Origin of the sequence: Collinsella sp. zg1085, assembly GCF_018889955.1 — a bacterium.
Taxonomy (GTDB): Bacteria; Actinomycetota; Coriobacteriia; order Coriobacteriales; family Coriobacteriaceae; genus Collinsella.
In genome coordinates this window covers 1,703,463-1,720,218 of sequence record NZ_CP076545.1, presented here as the reverse complement: position 1 = coordinate 1,720,218, position 16,756 = coordinate 1,703,463, and the positions used below count along the sequence as shown (strand labels likewise).

Here is a 16,756-nt window from a genome sequence, read left to right as displayed (position 1 = left end):
CATCTATCTTAAAGCTTGTTGGTGTGTTGTTGTGTCCACATGCGTCCCATATCGGTGAGCATACGTTTTTGTCCACGCTTAATAACTAAACCTGCACTCGTGAGTTGTTCAAGCTCACGCGACCAGGTAGCGGTTGATGATCCAAATGCTCCTCGCAACTCTGTTGGTCCACAACTTTCAAATTGAAGGAGATAGCTTAGGATTTTTTTCCCTCGCTCACTCACATAAAGGTCTACCTCAGCTGCTTGTTCAGCTAAATACGTGTTTAGTGCTTGCGTTATAGCTGGTTGAGGTGTTGGAATATATTGCGCTGTTTGAGCAGGCATTGGTTGATAAGGGTTTATATATCCTGGCATTACCGTCATAGGTGCTGCTGTGGGATATACCGGTTGTTGTTGATAATACGGGTTAAGTTGAGCGGGATATGAACTAGATTGCAAAGGAAATGTTTGATTTCCATATGGGTTTGGGTTTACATCATTTGTTGTATGTTGCGGTGAGGGGGTGGCATCTGGTTGTTGCTTTTGATGTCCACGAATAACCGCGCCGTGTGATGATGCTGCTTGTAATTCTTGCGCACGATTATCATCTATAGTGACTGTAACTACCGTACCTGAACCTAGGTTATCTTCAATTGCAATAAGTCCACCTGTTTGTTCAAGATATTGTGAGACCATAGGAAATCCTGCGCCAGTGCCTCGGATATAGCGTTTTTGCTCGCGGTTGGCGCTCGTAACACCAAATTCAAAGGCACGTTCTTTTAAGTGAATACCAGGACCTTGGTCAGCAAAACGCAGCGTATTACCGTCATCTAAGATAGAGATGATTGGCTCAACAAACTGCGCATGAATGAAGTTTTCGACAATCTCACGAATAACCATTAGTGCAATATGTCCACCTTGCTCACGCATAAGGCGATAAACCGTATTGGTGACTTCTTCAAGGTAGCTGCGGATACCTTGTGGCTGAATAATGACAACGCGCGGTGTTGAAAACAAATCGTCATAGATAGCAATACGTGTGGCATAGCTAACAGTGTTGTTTGATTGATGTGACTGAACTGGCTCATCTGATATGAGATGAGCGTTATCAGGTGTTGGGTCACCTGAATCTACAAATGGATAAAAATCTTCAGCCATATACTTCACAATCACTCGTAGGGTGTACCAGCATAGCGCTCTCAGTCCTCAGAGAGAAGTTTTCAACAAGTTTTCCTAATCTGTTGAAAAGTGGTGAAAAATCATGAAAAGTTATCAACATTGTCAACACTACCTGTTGAAAACTATTTGAAATGAGATGAAATATTTAGATTCTTTCATACGGATTTCACGAGAATTACCTGAACTGAGATACTTTTTATCCAGCAATTGACATAGATGCTGGCTTTTCCCTATAATTCCAAAGCTTATATGACACTATTCTGAGCTATCGAAATGCAGCAGGAGGTTTTACCACCATGAAGCGTACGTATCAGCCGAACAAGCGCAAGCGCGCTAAAACTCACGGCTTCCGCGCCCGTATGGCCACAAAGGGTGGCCGTGCCGTACTTGCCCGTCGTCGTGCCAAGGGTCGCAAGCGTCTCACGGTGAGCGATAACTAATCGCTGTGTATCGTGCATGAAGACCTTAAAATCTCGTCAGGATTTTGAGCGCGTATTTACACAGGGAAAACGGTATAATCACCCGCTTATACGATTAACGGTGTCTCGTACTACACATGAAGGCGATCCTTATCGGGTCGCCTTTGTCGCAGCTAAACGTCTTGGAAATGCTGTGTTGAGAAACCGGTCTAAACGTGTTTTACGTGAAACATTACGCAGCTGTCCGCCCCTACCTTTGGGGTATGAGTTGATTTTGTTTGCAACTGCTCAAACCTCGACTGCGTCGCCGTCTGATATGACACGAGCTCTTATAAAGCTTTTACAGCGAGCAGGTTTATATGAGTAAGCAAGGCAGAGTTGGTATGGTTAGCCGTTGTATGATTGCGCTTATTCACTTATATCAACGTGTTGTATCACCAGTTTTACCAGACTCATGTATATACATACCAAGCTGTTCACAGTATGCTATTAAGGCTTTAGTACGTTATGGTGCCTTGAAAGGTGGTTGGCTTGCTTTACGCAGAGTTTTGCGATGCCACCCACTGCATCTTGGTGGATATGATCCCGTGCCGTAAACGGCACAAACTGTGGAAGGATACTCATGTGGGATTGGATTGTTAATATCCTCTTTCAAATCTTGAAACTCATTCAAGGCTTTGCTGTTGACTGGGGTCTCTCGATTGTCATTTTGGTACTCATTATTCGGTTGGTTTTAACCCCTATCTTATTGCGTTCAACTCGTTCAATGGCGCGTATGCAGGTGTTGCAGCCTAAGATGCAAGAAATTCAAGAGAAGTATGCATACGACCCTCAGAAGCAACAAGAAGAGCTTCAAAGGTTCTATAGCGAAAATAAGTTCAACCCGCTTGGTGGTTGTTTACCATTGCTTATCCAAATGCCTATCTTATTTGCGCTGTTTACACTTTTCCGCAATCTTCCGTCATACTTCCCAGGTGTTGCATCAAGCGATTTTGCCTTCTTTAATATTCTGCCTGACTTAACCATGGTTCCATCTATGGCGATGGGTAAGGGAATTGCAACCGCAGCGCCATACCTTATCTCGCTTGTGTTGTTTGCGTTGCTCACCCTTATTCCAACGCTATATCAGTCGCGCAATCAAACTGGTGCACAAGCACAAAGTATGAAAGTTATGGCTTTAGTAATGGCTATCATGATGCTTTGGATGGGTTGGAATCTACCTGCCGGTGTTTTACTGTATTACGACGTATCTTCTCTCTGGCAGGTTGTTCAGCAAATCTTTGTAACGCAGCGCGTTATTGAGCAAGCAAAACGTGAAGAGGAAGAGCGTTTTTCAAATGCTCCCATTGAGGTTGATGTAGTACGTCATGAACGCAAAGCGCGTCCACGTAAGAAAAACTAAGGATAAACCTTATTACTAAGGTACCTTATTATGGAGGATATCATGTCGGAAGAACTTCTAAATGAGACACATGTTGAAGAAGTAGAAGTATCTCCTTATACAGAGATTGCTCGTAAGTATAAAGCTGGTGAGTCTCTTGACGACGCTGAGCTTGATTTGGTTGCAGATACAGCGTTAACTATTCTTCGTGAGTTGCTTGCACCCTTTGATGCTGGATACTCCCCTATTGATGAGTTTGATGGGGATGATGGTGAGCTCATTTTAGATGTTCAAGATAGTAATCTTGCTGTTCTGATAGGACGTCACGGACGTACACTTGAAGCCTTACAATATATGTTCTCTCTCTTGGTAAGTCGTAAGCTAGGGTTTAGATATCCTGTTGTTATTGATATTAAGGGGTATAAACACCGCCGTAAAGAGAAGCTTATTCAAATGGCAAATAATGCTGCCCAGAAGGTCTTGCAATCTGGTCGGCCATATAAGCTTCCACCCATGAGTGCTTATGAGCGTCGTTTAATTCATATTGCATTGCGTGATACAGAAGGTATCTTTACTATTTCAGAAGGTATTGATTTGGATCGTCGCGTTGTTGTAAAAAAGAGTTAATATGCTGCAATAAGGATTGTATTGAGGGGTGCATATGCACCCCTCTTTTTTGACTGAGCTTCCTGCTACACTAGATTCAGTCATAGAATGGAGTTGTTGAGCGTTATGGTGGAACGAATTATTAAACTTGAAGAGCTTACTAATGTTGAGCAGATTGAGCATTTAGCTACACAACTTCTTGGCTACTGTACTCAGTATGATATTGCAATAGATAGAGCAACAGCCGAGTATTGTGTTAAACATCTTTTGTATGTGCTTCAAATTAACTCATACATTAATCTAACGCGCATTGTAGATATTGATGATGCACTTATTCTTCATGTACTTGATTCTCTGCTCTTTCTTAAACTCATACCAGTAGATTGTCACTGTATTTATGATATGGGAACTGGTGCTGGTTACCCGGGACTTCCTTTAAATGTTGCACTTGGAGTTAAAACAAAGCTTTTAGACTCTGTCTCAAAGAAGTTAAAAGCTGTTGAAGCGATTATTTCAAAGCTTAGAGTTTCAAACTGTAGTATACATCACGGTCGCCTTGAGGAGCTTTGCTTAACTAAAGGTGAAAATCCAGATATTGTTGTTGCTCGTGCCCTTGCTTCACTCCCCAGTCTTCTTGAATATGCACGTCCATTTCTTGCAATAGGTGGTTCACTCATTGTAAGTAAAGGTGTTCCAAGTTCTGAGGAATTAGCAGCTGGGAATAAAGTTGCTGAGTTACTTGGTTATTCGCTTATTGAAACATGTGAGGTAAATTTGCCATCCCATTTAGGTTCACGTCTTCTTATGTGGTATCAGGTAGATGATGATTGTTCAATTAAACTACCTCGTGCAGTTGGAATGGCTCATAAATATCCCCTTGCTTAAGTTTCACGTGAAACATTAGGTTTATCATCAAGGGTTTTGAGTACTTATATAAGATTGAAATAATTATCTTGCAGATTAGTTTCACGTGAAACATAATACTAATAGAGATAGAACAAGCTATGTTTCACGTGAAACATAGCTTACCTGTCACTATCCGATAAAAGTACAAAGAAAAACAGGAGGGATAGTGAATTTTCACGATGTTTCTCGCTCAAAAAGCGAGAAGGATACCCGTGTTATTGCGATTATCAATCAAAAAGGTGGAGTTGGAAAATCAACTACAGCAGTGAATTTAGCTGCAGCTTTAGGCGAACAAAACCGCAAATGTCTTTTGATTGATTTTGACCCACAAGGTAACACGACAAGCGGATTTGGTATCGATAAAGAGGAATTAAATCAGTGTGTATATGATGCGATAATGCATGATGTACCAGCGGAAGAGCTTATACAAGAGACAGAATGCAAGAAAGTGTTTGTTGTTCCTGCAACGATACAACTTGCAGGGGCAGAGATTGAGTTAGTGTCAGCAATGGCACGTGAATCACGACTTAAAGAGTTTATTGAGCCAGTAAAAGATGAGTTCGACTTCATATTTGTCGATTGCCCACCATCGCTCGGTTTACTCACCATCAATGCCTTAGCAGCAGCTGATAGTGTTCTTATTCCTATCCAATGTGAATACTACGCACTAGAAGGTGTAACGAAGCTTCTTGAGTCAATGCGCATGGTTAAAGGTCGAATTAACAAGAGTTTAGATACCTACGGTGTTTTAATGACCATGTTTGATAGTCGAACATCTCTTTCAAAGCAGGTTGTAGAAGAAGTTAGAAAGTATTTTGGTACTTTAGCGTTCAAAACTATAATACCGCGTTCAGTAAAGGTATCAGAAGCTCCATCATACGGAATGCCAGTAACAAAGTATGCACCGGGAAATAAAGGTTCACGAGCCTATATAAATCTTGCGAAGGAAGTGATTAAACGTGCCTAGTACTAAGAAAAAACCTGCCTTAGGACGTGGATTAGGTTCTTTAATAAGTGAAGCACAGACTGAAACAGGTTATACTGCTCAAAATCAGGAAAGTTTCGTTGATATTGACTTAGTGTATCCAAATCCTAATCAACCACGTACTCATTTTGAGCCAGCAGCTCTACAAGAACTCGCCGATTCTATTCGTGTACATGGCGTATTACAACCTCTGCTAGTTCGCAAACAGGGAGAAAAGTACGAGATAATAGCCGGTGAGCGCCGTTATCAAGCGTCAAAATTAGTTGGGCTCAAAGAAGTTCCTGTCATTACTAAAGATGTTGATGAACAAGAGATGCTCGAGCTTGCTCTTATAGAAAACCTTCAACGTTCTGACTTAAATCCAATAGAAGAAGCAAAGGGTTACCAGCAGCTCATTGAGAAAAGTAATCTAACGCAAGAGGCACTGGCAAAGGCAGTATCTAAATCTCGTTCGAGCATTACCAATGCACTTCGTCTCCTTGATCTTCCTGAACCTGTTCAAGCTTTGCTTTTTGATGGAAAGATTACTGCTGGTCACGCCCGAGCTATTTTGGCAGTACCTTTTGAGGAGCAGCGCATTAAACTTGCTGAGAAGGTAGTTGCAGAGTCTTTATCGGTTCGTGCGACTGAAAACCTTGCTCCATTGTTTTCAGTCGGAGATGAGCCAAGAACTCCGCGTCCAGTAACTCCGCAAGCTTATAAAAAGGCTGCACGAGTGTTGCGTCAATTATTCCATACCAATGTTCGGGTGAAATCCTTACGCGGCAAGAATAAAATTGAGATTGAGTTTAAGGATGAAGATGAGCTGCAAGATATTCTTGAGCGTATGATAGGCGAAGGAGAACAACTATGAAACTACGTGTATTTGGATTAACCATAACAGGTTTAGTAATAGCTGTTGGTTCATATGTTGGTTATAGGGTTATGAAAGAACCGGAGCTTATCTCTGAGCTTACAAAAGGCTTAACAGCAAAAGTACGCGAGTCACGCCAAAAGCTTGAAACCATGAGTGAAGATGCGGTGGTGCGAACTGCTCAACTAACACGTAATCCGCAAATTACTCAAGACTGGGTTGAAAAGCAATGGGATAATCTTAATATGTAAGGTACCTTACTAATTAGACGAATAGTGTAGGCAATCAATAAAGAAACAGGCTCCAAAAGGAGCCTGTTTTGGTTTGAAGTGAAATAACAACAAAGATAACAACAAAAAAGAAGTTGCAGTGTGTTAAAGCTCCTCATTAGAGCCTTTAACTGGGTCTTTTAAGACACGAAAACGCTGCTTGAGCTGTCCACATGCCGCGTCAATATCATTGCCTCTTGACGCGCGAATGGTAGTCTCCACACCATGCATTTGAAGGCGTTTTTGGAAGCTTTCTACACGTTCAGGTGCCGAGGGCTTAAGGGGACTATCAGCAACATTATTCAACTGAATTAGATTGACATGGCAAAGCGTCCCTTGGCAAAAGTCTACTAACGCATCAAGTTCTGCGTTGGTGTCGTTTACCCCGTCAATCATGGCATATTCATAGCTTGGACGCCGCCCTGTTTTCTCAGTATATTCTTGGAGCGCTTCATGGAGGCGGAGTAGGGTAAATTTCTTTACACCTGGCATCAGTTGGTTCCGGGTAGTTTGTATGGCCGAGTGTAGGGATACTGCCAAGGTGAACTGTTCAGGAATTTGTGAAAAACGACGAATACCAGGAATGATTCCGCAGGTAGACACTGTTAAATGCCGTGCTCCAATAGCGAGACCATCGGGGTCGTTTAGCTTTCGAAGGGCTGCCATGGTTTCGGTGTAGTTGGCAAACGGCTCACCCTGACCCATAAAGACAACACTGGTTACGCGCTCATTAAAATCATGAGCAACATGTAGGACCTGGTCAAGCATTTCTTGCGCTGTGAGCGAACGAGTAAGTCCATGCATGCCCGTGGCGCAAAAGGCGCAACCCATGGCACAGCCCGCTTGAGTTGAAATACAGACTGCCAACTTTTTGCGGCTCGGCATACCAACCGTTTCAACAGAAACGCCATCTGCAAACTCAAGAAGGTATTTACGAGAGCCATCGCGCGAAACCTGCGAAGCAAGCTCGGTGGGGACATGAAAAGTATAGGTTTCAGACAATTGCAAGCGAAGCTGCTTAGGGAGATTGGTCATATCATCAAAGGAAGTAACCTGCTTTTGATGAATCCATTCAAATACCTGCTTGGCTCGAAATGCAGGTTGACCGAGGGTACGTACAAGCTCCGTGAGCTCATCTACAGACAGACTGCGAATATCTCGATGCGTGGTGGAACCTTGCATGCGGCTCCTTTCAGTGGAAAACGGCGACTTTCAACATACAATAGGGTAAAGCATCATATTTGATGATATATCTGCATAATAGCAGGGATTAAAAGATATACAGACCAGCCACAAGCTGCTTAGGTAGGGAAGGTAGACATGAAGCGTGAAGAGCGATCTGCAATGCGTGTAGCTGTTCTTGCAGGAGGACGTTCGAGTGAAAGAGAGATTTCCCTTGCGTCTGGAGCAAATGCAGCAGCAGCCCTTAGCGAGGCTGGTTTTGTTTCGGTTGAGGTATTAGACACTGCTGAGTCTTCTTTTATTAAGCGAATTACTACAGAGCCATGGGATGTTGCCTTTATTGCGCTTCATGGTGCAGATGGCGAAGACGGGGTTATTCAGGGGCTTCTGAGCTTTTTGCATATTCCGTATACAGGGTCAACGGTCCTCGCAAGCGCTTCTGCGTCTGATAAAGAACTGGCGAAGCTTGTGTATAAGCAAGCGGGTATTCCTATTGCTACAGGTATTGCTCTTAAACACCATGAGCCCATTGACTTAGAGCGTATTGTGCAGTGTGTAGGTCCTGAGTGTTTTGTAAAGCCTGCAGAGAATGGTTCAAGCTTTGGTATCTCAATGGTGCGCAATCAAAATGAGCTTCCTCAGGCAATTGAGCGTGCTTTTGAGTATGGCAATAAAATTCTTATTGAGCAGCGCTTATGTGGAACAGAGATTACTGTTGGAGTATTTGAAACGCTTGAAGGAATCCGCGCACTACCTGTTGTTGAGGTGTGCTTCCAAAATGAGGGTGCTGCTTTTTATGATTTAAGTGTTAAGTATATTGACCCAGCTAAAATTCATCGAATACCTGCGCAAATTAGTGAAGAGAACTATCAGCGCGCTCAAGAGTTGGCCATAGCCGCCCATCGTGCGCTTGGATGTTCGGGGATTTCGCGGAGCGACTTTATTGTGACTGAAACAGGTCCGGTGATTTTAGAAACAAACACGATTCCCGGCATGACAGACGGGTCTTTGTATCCCGATGAAATTCGCCATACTGATGACTTGGTATTTTCTGAGGTTTGTGCAGCGCTTGTTGAGTTGGCGCTCCACCGAAACAAGTAAGGTTTGTATACGCAGTTATGAATATAGAAGCAGCTCTTCTGCCTGGAACGCCTTCATCAATATGTGAGCTTTATGCAAGCTTTGCAGAACAGGCGAAACATCGGCAATTTGGTGTCATTGAAGACGACATTGTCATTCTTGATACCGAGACTACAGGTTTGTCATTTCGTGAAAATGAGCTTATTGAAATTTCTGCGGCGCGACTTAAAGGACGCGAGATTGTTGAGCGCTTTGATACTTTTATTCATCCTTCAACGCTTATACCAGCAGAAATAACAACGCTTACCGGAATCACCAACGCCGATGTTGCGCACGCACCCCGAGCGGAAGAGGCGGTAGAGAAGCTCGCTGCGTTTGTGCAAGGCTTGCCTGTGGTGGCACATAACGCGGCCTTTGACCGCGGGTTTATTGAGCGCGTTAAAGGCGGCACCAAGGTGAGCGATGTTTGGGTGGACTCACTCGCCCTATCGCGTATCGCGCTGCCGCGTCTGCGTTCACATAAGCTGTCATATATGGCTGAACTCTTTGAATGTAGCGCGGTGTCTCATCGAGCTCATGATGATGTTGATTCGCTTGCGGGTGTGTGGCGCGTATTGCTCTGCGCGCTTGATGCACTGCCGAGCGGGCTATTGAAACGTTTAGCTGAGATGCACTCTGATGTTGCGTGGGCTTATCGACCGATTTTTTCATATCTTGCAGGTGCTAATCCGGGTGCGCCGTTTTCACTTCTCACTGCACGTCATGATGTGCTTCAGGCATCATCTGATGAAGACCGACGCGATGCTGATGAGCTTGAAGGCCTGTCTATGCCTTCCCACAATCAGATTGAAGCATGTTTTTCGGAGCATGGCCTTGTGAGCCGTATGTATGATAGTTTTGAGGCGCGTCCTGAGCAGCTGCGCATGGCAACGGAGATTCGTGATGCCTTGGAACAAAGTACTCACCGGGTCATCGAGGCGGGTACCGGCGTTGGAAAGTCGATAGCGTATTTGGTGCCACTCGCTGCTGCAGCTCGGAAAAATGGGGTTACCTTAGGCATAGCTACCAAATCAAATAACCTCACTGATCAGCTTATATATCACGAATTGCCCAAACTTACCAAAGCTCTTGATGGCGATTTGCGCTTTACAGCACTTAAAGGCTTCGACCACTATCCGTGTTTGCGAAAGCTTGAACAGCTTGAGCGCGGGGGAGATATTCATACAACAAAAGACCCGGCAGATACCCTCACGGCAATTGCTGTGCTGTATAGCTTTGCCTGTCAGTCGCCAACAGGTGACCTCGATAGTCTTGGTATCCGTTGGAAAAGCGTTCGGAGACAAGACCTAACGGTTACCTCGCGTGAGTGTGCGCGGCACCTCTGTCCCTTTTACCCTGATACCTGTATGGCTCATGGTGCCCGCCGTCGTGCTGCGCAGGCAGACCTTGTTATTACTAATCATGCGCTCTTGTTTCGCAATGTAGCTGCCGATGGAAAGATACTGCCGCCCATTCGCCATTGGGTTATTGATGAGGCACACGCTATTGAGGCGGAGGCTCGACGTCAATGGGCTACAACAATAAGCTCTGAAGATGCTCAGACGCTTTTTGAAACGCTCGGAAATGACCACGTTGGAGCTTTGTCGGCGCTTCTTCATAGGATTGCTGGTTCAGATGCAGCAACGCTGTATTTAGGGCTCGTGTCACGTTCGGTAGCAACAGTTGGTCGAGCTTCACAGGCTATGGCAGAACTGTTTGAGGCGCTGCGCACGCTATCACAGCAGCAGCGGACAAGCAGCAACTACGATACATCAGATGTTTGGATTAGCGCAGAGCTTCGTGGTAGTAGCGCATGGCAGGATTTTGTTTTGGTTGCCACCTCAATAATACATGCGCTTGAAGCAGCCGATAAAGCGCTTACTAGCGTGATTGATGCGGTTAGCGCAGAAATACCCGATGCAGCGATTGATATAAGCGAGCCGTCGCGGCGTTTGCATGAGATGTATCTTGGTATTAAGGTGATTATCGATGGCACCGATGAGCACTTTGTATATTCGTTTCAGGTTAATAAACGCCTTCGCGCAGGAGGAGAGTCGCTATCGGCTGAGCGTTTAGACATTGGTAGTGCTTTTGCTGAGCATTGGTTCCCCGAGATGAAAAGTCTGATTTTTACCTCAGCAACCCTCAGTATTGCTGATTCATTCTCACACTTTAACCAAGGTGTTGGGCTAGATAAACTTGATGCAGCTGCCTATAAAACACTCCAGCTTGCCTCTAGTTATAACTATGAAACACATATGTCGGTTATTGTAGCAGGCGATATGCCTGACCCACGCGATAGGGATGCGTATCTTGGAAAGCTTGAGATAATGCTTGTGGACATTCACCAAGCTATGGGTGGTTCGGTGCTAACGCTTTTTACCAATCGGCGTGATATGGAAGAGCTCTATGAGCGTGTGTCTCCACAGCTTGCCGCACAAGGTTTGAGCCTTGATTGTCAACGTCGTACGTCAAACGTAAAGCAACTGCGTGATTCGTTTATCAGTAATGCGTCTGCCTCACTGTTTGCGCTTAAGGCGTTTTGGGAGGGTTTTGATGCGGCTGGCGATACCTTGCGTTGTGTGGTAATTCCTAAGTTGCCCTTTGCAAGTCCTACCGACCCCTTGTCTTGTGAGCGCAACATTCGTGAGGACCGTGCATGGATGCGTTATGCCTTGCCAGATGCAGTGCTTGAGGTTAAGCAGGCAGCGGGACGCTTAATCCGTACTGCTCAAGATACCGGCGTTTTGATTTTGGCAGATTCTCGTCTGATAACAAAAGCTTATGGCAAGAAGTTTTTACGGTCGCTCCCGGTGGACTACCAGCAGATTCAAAGCGAGAACGTTGGAAAATATCTCAGTATGTGGCTTAAGCGATAGAACGAGGTGTTGTGCTTGATGAGTGATGTGTGTCACTCATCAAGTTGTCACTCATCAAGCAGCTTTTGCGCATACACACTAAATTTGTTAATCATCTCCTGTGGTGCAACGATGTGCATGGTTCCTGCATGCGATAAGAGCTGGTCAAAGAGCCAATACGGAGAACCTACGCCCAGCTGGATAAGCAAGCTGCCATCATCATGCGTTTCAAGTACCGAAATGCCAGACCATGTGAGCTCGTTGAGCTCGGTGGTGTTAGAAAGCCAAAGGGTAGTTTGAGTTGAGCGTTGGAAGAGATGCTCAAAACTGTTCGCATATGTCCAGCTATGTTGAGTGACTGAATCGTCGGTATAACTTACATCAGAGATTCGGTCGAGACGATAATGACGCTCGGCATCTGCGGCAATATCCCATGCCACGAGATACATCATAGTATTGTGCGCCTCAAGATAGCCGGGGTCGATTGTGCGCTCATGGGGCATGGTGTCGTGTGCGCTGAGATATGTTATGCAACAGCGAACACCGCTTTGAATGGCGTCTTGGAGCGGGTAATACCAGGCGGTATAGGGCGTTGTGTCGTGCAGTGCTGGAAGTTGCTCAAGCTCTAACCCTGCTGGTAAAACAGCCTGACGAATGCGCTCTTGAGTTTTGGTGGGAAGCTGCGTGTGTGAGAGCGCGTGCGAAAGTACCATGCCTTCTTCGAGGCTAAGACGAATAGGTAACAACGTTCCTGCGTCACCATTTAGTGTGAGCGTTTCTGCGTCTTCATCAAGTGCAAAGCGCGCTCCTGTTGAGCGGTCGCCAAGACCAGACAACAAGTCGATAAGCTGGGATAATTCGGTATCAGAGAGTTGTAAATCTGCTTTCAGGTCTGCTTTTTTAAGCCCTGCTGACCCCGCATCGGTGAGTCGGCGCATAAGTGTAATAGCGCGCAAAACCAAAGCATCAGAGCGCGTGAGTTTAGTGGGAGATGGAGCTTTTTTACTCATTATGCTACCTCATGCGCCTGTAAAGATTGTTTGATAAGTGATTTCCACTGCTCAACAAAGGGTGCGGGAGCTTGCGGGCGTACACCACGCTGACTTAAGCTCAAACAATATCGAGCGGCGGTTTTAATATTTTTCACTGAGATATGCCAGAGCCACAGCGTATGTTTGGGGTTTTGCTTGTCTGTGCTCGGTATTTGCTCAAGGGTACCGCGCTCATGGGTGATGGTCTGGACTTCTTCTTGAGTGAGTGTTGCAGGAAGGCTCATGGTAACTTCTTGCTCGGGCTCATCGCTGCCACCAAAATCAAAACTAAAGAACAGGTAATCGGTGAGCGTAAAATCAGCAGGAATATGATACGACCCATGTGGGGCTCGCAGGCGTTCTATGCGGTCACAGCGAAAAGTGCGTGGCTCTTCTCCTGTTGTTGCACCTACCAAATAGGTATTGCCTTGCAGAGTAAACAGACCATAAATCCCTAAAGTGCGCGTGCTCACATGCCCGCTGTGTGAAACATATGCAAAGCTCACGCAGCGTTTCAGCATATAAGCGGTCCAAAGGGTTTCCATGATTGCTTCTTGCTGCGCATCAATGAGGCTTTTGTGCTGAGGAGTTTCAGGAGCAATGGGCCTAAATTCAGGAGCGTTGAGCTGTCCTAGTTTGTGCTCAATACGTTCAAGAACATGGCGATACGGAAGCTCTGGGCGCTCTTTGAACGTTTGAAGTGCAAGCCTTAGAGCCTCAGCGTCTTCGGTTGAAATAAGCCCAATATCTGCATGGGTAGCTTCGCGGTCGATAATCCATGAGCTTTCAAGCGATTGAGGAGTATTGGGGTCGTGTATTTCGCGAATAATAATGCCGCGCTCTGCAAGTTTGGCACGGTCGCGCTGAAACTTCTTAAATTCTGACTCATAACTTGCGTGCCCATATCCCATATCAGGGTCAGAAATAATGGTGCGGGTAGAGATGGGATGACGCGTTGTATTAAGGGTGAATAAGAGATTGACGATGCGCCGCGCCGAATCAAAGTCGCGAGAATTTGTTGGTGAGGTGGTATCAGAATGAGAATCTGGTTGAGTAGTGAGCTGAGTTTTTGGCATACGCTAAACACCTTTCTACATCTTCTCGCAGGTCAACACATATATGTGTCTTATTCTATACGATGTATGCTCAAGAGATTATTACCAAGCTGCGATGACTCTTCACAAATAGATGCAGGTAAGCGCCGGTCAAGGTATACTTTTGAACGTATACAGGCATATTGCGTACGTAGTATGTCCAAAACTCGAAATTGTTGATGTGGAGCCCTTATGGCTAGTACTCAAAAATATCTTAACCACCTGCTCCAGCATGTGGAAATAACGCCTGCTTGTAGCGAGGAAGAGCGCAGTGCTGCAGAGCGCATTGCATCAATTTTTGCAAACCATGGGTTTGAGCCACAAATACAGGAATTTAGTTCTAGTGCAGGGAGCGCCTTGACTGGCGCGCTGCTTGGCGTCACGCTTTTTATAGGGGCGCTCCTGCTGGGTTCTGGTGGCGCTTTGGGCATTATTGGTCTGCTGCTCATGCTTGCTTCGGCAGTGGTGTATACACTTGAGCGCATGGGTCGTCCACTAGTGTCGCCGCTGGTTCCACGTGGTTTATCGCAAAACGTTATTGCATATCATAAAGCCTCAGGTCCTATGGCATCACCGCGTAATCGCCCGGTTGTTGTAGTGGCACGTTATGACTCTCCACGCGCCAGTCTCTTAAATCAAATGCCATATGCCAGCTATCAACCTCTGTTAAACAAGGCACTTCCGTATGCCATGGTAGCTCCAGTTGCGCTGGCTGTGCTGCGCATGCTTCCGTTTTTGGGTGGAGCGAAGCTTATTCTATGGCTACTTGCGCTGCTTGTTTCTTTAGTGCCGCTGGCAGGCGCAATAGCAGAGTTTGCTCATCGTTTTGTTTTGCCATACACCTTGGGTGCAGTTTGCAATAAATCGAGCTTGGCGGCGATGTTTGGCATTATGAACGCCGTGGCTCCTGCTCAAAATGAAGAGTTTTTAGATGACAAGCCTTTTGATGAATATCGCCAAGAGCTTGAAGCCGAGCTTCTTGCTGCTCTTGAAGCGGCAGAGGCAGGAGCTAGCGCTGCAGAGGCTCAGGATACGCAGCTTGATGCTGAAAATGAGGCTTTGGCGCTTGAGCAGGGTGTCAGCCAAGATGATGGTCTGACGACTGCTGATAGCGTTGAGTTTGTTGAGGGCGACATAGATGCTGCTCAAAAAGACGAGCTCGGTGGGTTTGCTGATGATGAAACAGGGGTTTCAGGTGCGACTCAAGAGATTTCGGTTGAAGCCTTAGAACAGCTGACGTCTGAGCTACATACTCAAGATGCTGAGCTTGATAGTGAAGCGAGCGATATAGCGTCAGAAGATAATGAGGTTCTCAATACGCAAGATGCAAAGAACGAGATTGATGATGAAGCATCTAATGATGAACTTTACAATCAAGGTAGTGTTCCTCTCAACGCACAAGGCAACATTCGTTTTGGAGCGTCAACTATTCGTGCGCTGGCTATGGTTCCCACAACTTGCAAAATTGAGTATGTTGAGGAAGCAGAGGAATTTGTTGACTTTGATGATAACGATGTAGAGCTTGACGATGCTGCGCCTGACGTAGTTGATGAGCAAGATGAAGCGTTTAACAGCGATGCTGACGTGGTGGATTTGCAAGATGGCCTAGAGCAAGAGCAACCTGCTGACGATTTGTTAGAAGATGCACCAGCGCTTATTGATGAGCAGTTGTCTGCTGATGGGCAGCCGCTTACAGATGATAATGAGCTGATAGATGATATAAATAGCACCGACGAAAACAGCGCTGATGAGCAGCTTGTGTCTACAGAAGAGATACCCGCAGACACAACACAAGTTTTTGCGCCTGAGAATGACGAAGCAAATCTTGATGATGCGGAAGCCACAACAAGCTATCAGCCAATCGAAACCGTAGATTCCATCATGGCTGAGGTCCAAGCAGTTGCTAATCCACGTCCCCAGCGTCAGATTCCACCTATGGTGCCTGATGTATCTGCATTACAGGGAGGCAATAATCGCGCTTCACTGCTTGATGTGCCTGACCCTTCTGCACAAAACCAAGATCCGTTTGCTACTGCGCGTCCTGTGTTGCCTTCAGAGACAATGGCTTTCAAGAATGGCTTTACTCTTGTAGGCCATGAAGAAATGCCGACATCTGCATCCTCGGCACCTGAGGCGACTCCAGAACCAGTATCACAGCCTGCAGCAAGTGATGCAGTAGAGGCAACACCTGCTCCATCTCCTGAAAAGCCCAAGCGTGGACTTGCTCGCTTCTTTAGCCGTAAGAAGAAAAAAGAAGACAGTTTTAGCGAGTTTTTAGGTGTAGATGAAGACTTTGACGCTAAGCAAACGGGCGGTCAAATTGGTTCGTGGGATAACTTCTCTTCAAGCGACGATTCATGGAAAGGCGGCGCTACTGGTGCCCCTGATGTGAGCGAAGATGAGTTGAAAGAAGCGATTACAGCACTTGGTGATGATGAACTGCTTGGACATGATATTTGGTTTGTTGCAACCGGTGCTTCTGAAAACAATCATGCTGGTATAGATGCCTTCTTAGAGGCTCATCGCGATAAACTACGCGGCGTATTTCTTATCAATCTTGAGTCTATTGGTGCGGGTCAGCTCACTATGCTTACAACCGAGGGTGAACATCGCACGCTTAAAGGTGACCGCCGTATCATGAACTTGGTAGCTAAGGTTGCCAGCGACTTCCATGAGAGTATCCTCACGCAGGATGCACCCCAGCTCAAAACAGAGGCCTATCATGCTCTTGAGAAGAGCTTGCGCTCCTTAACAATTGCTGGTATGCAAGATGGACAGCTGGCATGTGCATATACCGTTGAAGACCATCCACTTAATGTTAATGAGCGCAATGTTCAGGTAGTTGCGGATGTGGTGACCGAGCTTATTCGGCGTTCATAAAGGCTAAGCTTGT

The 16,756-nt window shown here is 45.7% G+C and carries 16 protein-coding genes; 12 read left to right on the top strand and 4 right to left on the bottom strand.

Going from position 1 to position 16,756, the window contains the following annotated elements:
• Positions 1-8: 8 nt before the first annotated feature.
• Positions 9-1,139, bottom strand: coding sequence for an ATP-binding protein (locus KPC83_RS07170; RefSeq protein ID WP_216278565.1), 1,131 nt, complete (start codon positions 1,137-1,139; stop codon positions 9-11).
• Positions 1,140-1,456: 317 nt separating this feature from the next.
• Here KPC83_RS07170 and rpmH point away from each other — a divergent pair, with 317 nt between their 5' ends.
• The 9 genes from rpmH to KPC83_RS07125 all read left to right on the top strand — a co-directional run bounded on the left by rpmH (position 1,457) and on the right by KPC83_RS07125 (position 6,561).
• Complete coding sequence (rpmH, locus tag KPC83_RS07165; protein ID WP_085829682.1) at positions 1,457-1,600, top strand: 50S ribosomal protein L34; 144 nt, start codon at positions 1,457-1,459, stop codon at positions 1,598-1,600.
• A gap of 16 nt (positions 1,601-1,616) precedes the next feature.
• Positions 1,617-1,946 (top strand): ribonuclease P protein component, encoded by a 330-nt coding sequence (gene rnpA, locus KPC83_RS07160; protein WP_216278564.1) that lies wholly within the window; start codon positions 1,617-1,619, stop codon positions 1,944-1,946.
• A complete protein-coding gene (gene yidD, locus KPC83_RS07155) occupies positions 1,939-2,175 on the top strand; it encodes a membrane protein insertion efficiency factor YidD (RefSeq protein ID WP_371819266.1) in 237 nt (78 codons plus the stop codon). The genes rnpA and yidD overlap by 8 nt, the downstream gene beginning before the upstream one ends.
• Positions 2,176-2,201: 26 nt before the next feature.
• On the top strand, positions 2,202-2,981 hold the full coding sequence (locus KPC83_RS07150; protein WP_216278563.1) for a YidC/Oxa1 family membrane protein insertase: 780 nt from the start codon (positions 2,202-2,204) through the stop codon (positions 2,979-2,981).
• Between the two features lie 42 nt (positions 2,982-3,023).
• Positions 3,024-3,587 carry a R3H domain-containing nucleic acid-binding protein gene (locus tag KPC83_RS07145; protein ID WP_253200917.1) on the top strand — a complete coding sequence of 188 codons (564 nt, stop codon included), beginning with the start codon at positions 3,024-3,026 and terminating at the stop codon, positions 3,585-3,587.
• Positions 3,588-3,692: 105 nt separating this feature from the next.
• Positions 3,693-4,451, top strand: coding sequence for a 16S rRNA (guanine(527)-N(7))-methyltransferase RsmG (gene rsmG, locus KPC83_RS07140; RefSeq protein ID WP_216278561.1), 759 nt, complete (start codon positions 3,693-3,695; stop codon positions 4,449-4,451).
• Between the two features lie 187 nt (positions 4,452-4,638).
• Positions 4,639-5,439 (top strand): ParA family protein, encoded by an 801-nt coding sequence (locus KPC83_RS07135; protein ID WP_216278560.1) that lies wholly within the window; start codon positions 4,639-4,641, stop codon positions 5,437-5,439.
• Between the two features lie 43 nt (positions 5,440-5,482).
• The gene (locus tag KPC83_RS07130; RefSeq protein ID WP_216279293.1) at positions 5,483-6,310 is read left to right on the top strand and encodes a ParB/RepB/Spo0J family partition protein; all 828 of its coding nucleotides are present in this window, start codon (positions 5,483-5,485) and stop codon (positions 6,308-6,310) included.
• The gene (locus KPC83_RS07125) at positions 6,307-6,561 is read left to right on the top strand and encodes a hypothetical protein (RefSeq protein WP_216278559.1); all 255 of its coding nucleotides are present in this window, start codon (positions 6,307-6,309) and stop codon (positions 6,559-6,561) included. Before KPC83_RS07130 ends, KPC83_RS07125 begins: the two co-directional genes overlap by 4 nt.
• A gap of 123 nt (positions 6,562-6,684) precedes the next feature.
• On the opposite strand, the gene rlmN is transcribed toward KPC83_RS07125, so the two are convergent.
• Positions 6,685-7,761: a 23S rRNA (adenine(2503)-C(2))-methyltransferase RlmN gene (gene rlmN, locus KPC83_RS07120; RefSeq protein ID WP_216278558.1), complete on the bottom strand. Its 1,077-nt coding sequence runs from the start codon at positions 7,759-7,761 to the stop codon at positions 6,685-6,687.
• A 138-nt stretch (positions 7,762-7,899) separates the two neighbouring features.
• Between rlmN and KPC83_RS07115 the strand changes: the two genes are divergently transcribed.
• Both KPC83_RS07115 and KPC83_RS07110 read left to right on the top strand, forming a co-directional pair.
• Positions 7,900-8,862 (top strand): D-alanine--D-alanine ligase, encoded by a 963-nt coding sequence (locus tag KPC83_RS07115; RefSeq protein ID WP_216278557.1) that lies wholly within the window; start codon positions 7,900-7,902, stop codon positions 8,860-8,862.
• A gap of 17 nt (positions 8,863-8,879) precedes the next feature.
• Positions 8,880-11,759, top strand: a complete 2,880-nt coding sequence (locus KPC83_RS07110; RefSeq protein WP_216278556.1) for a helicase C-terminal domain-containing protein — start codon at positions 8,880-8,882, stop codon at positions 11,757-11,759.
• A 47-nt stretch (positions 11,760-11,806) separates the two neighbouring features.
• Here the strand turns inward: KPC83_RS07110 and KPC83_RS07105 are convergent, their stop codons facing one another.
• Complete coding sequence (locus tag KPC83_RS07105) at positions 11,807-12,748, bottom strand: WYL domain-containing protein (protein ID WP_216278555.1); 942 nt, start codon at positions 12,746-12,748, stop codon at positions 11,807-11,809.
• The gene (locus KPC83_RS07100) at positions 12,748-13,845 is read right to left on the bottom strand and encodes a YafY family protein (RefSeq protein WP_216278554.1); all 1,098 of its coding nucleotides are present in this window, start codon (positions 13,843-13,845) and stop codon (positions 12,748-12,750) included. The genes KPC83_RS07105 and KPC83_RS07100 overlap by 1 nt, the downstream gene beginning before the upstream one ends.
• 210 nt (positions 13,846-14,055) lie before the next feature.
• Between KPC83_RS07100 and KPC83_RS07095 the strand changes: the two genes are divergently transcribed.
• On the top strand, positions 14,056-16,743 hold the full coding sequence (locus KPC83_RS07095; RefSeq protein ID WP_216278553.1) for a hypothetical protein: 2,688 nt from the start codon (positions 14,056-14,058) through the stop codon (positions 16,741-16,743).
• Positions 16,744-16,756: the final 13 nt, after the last annotated feature.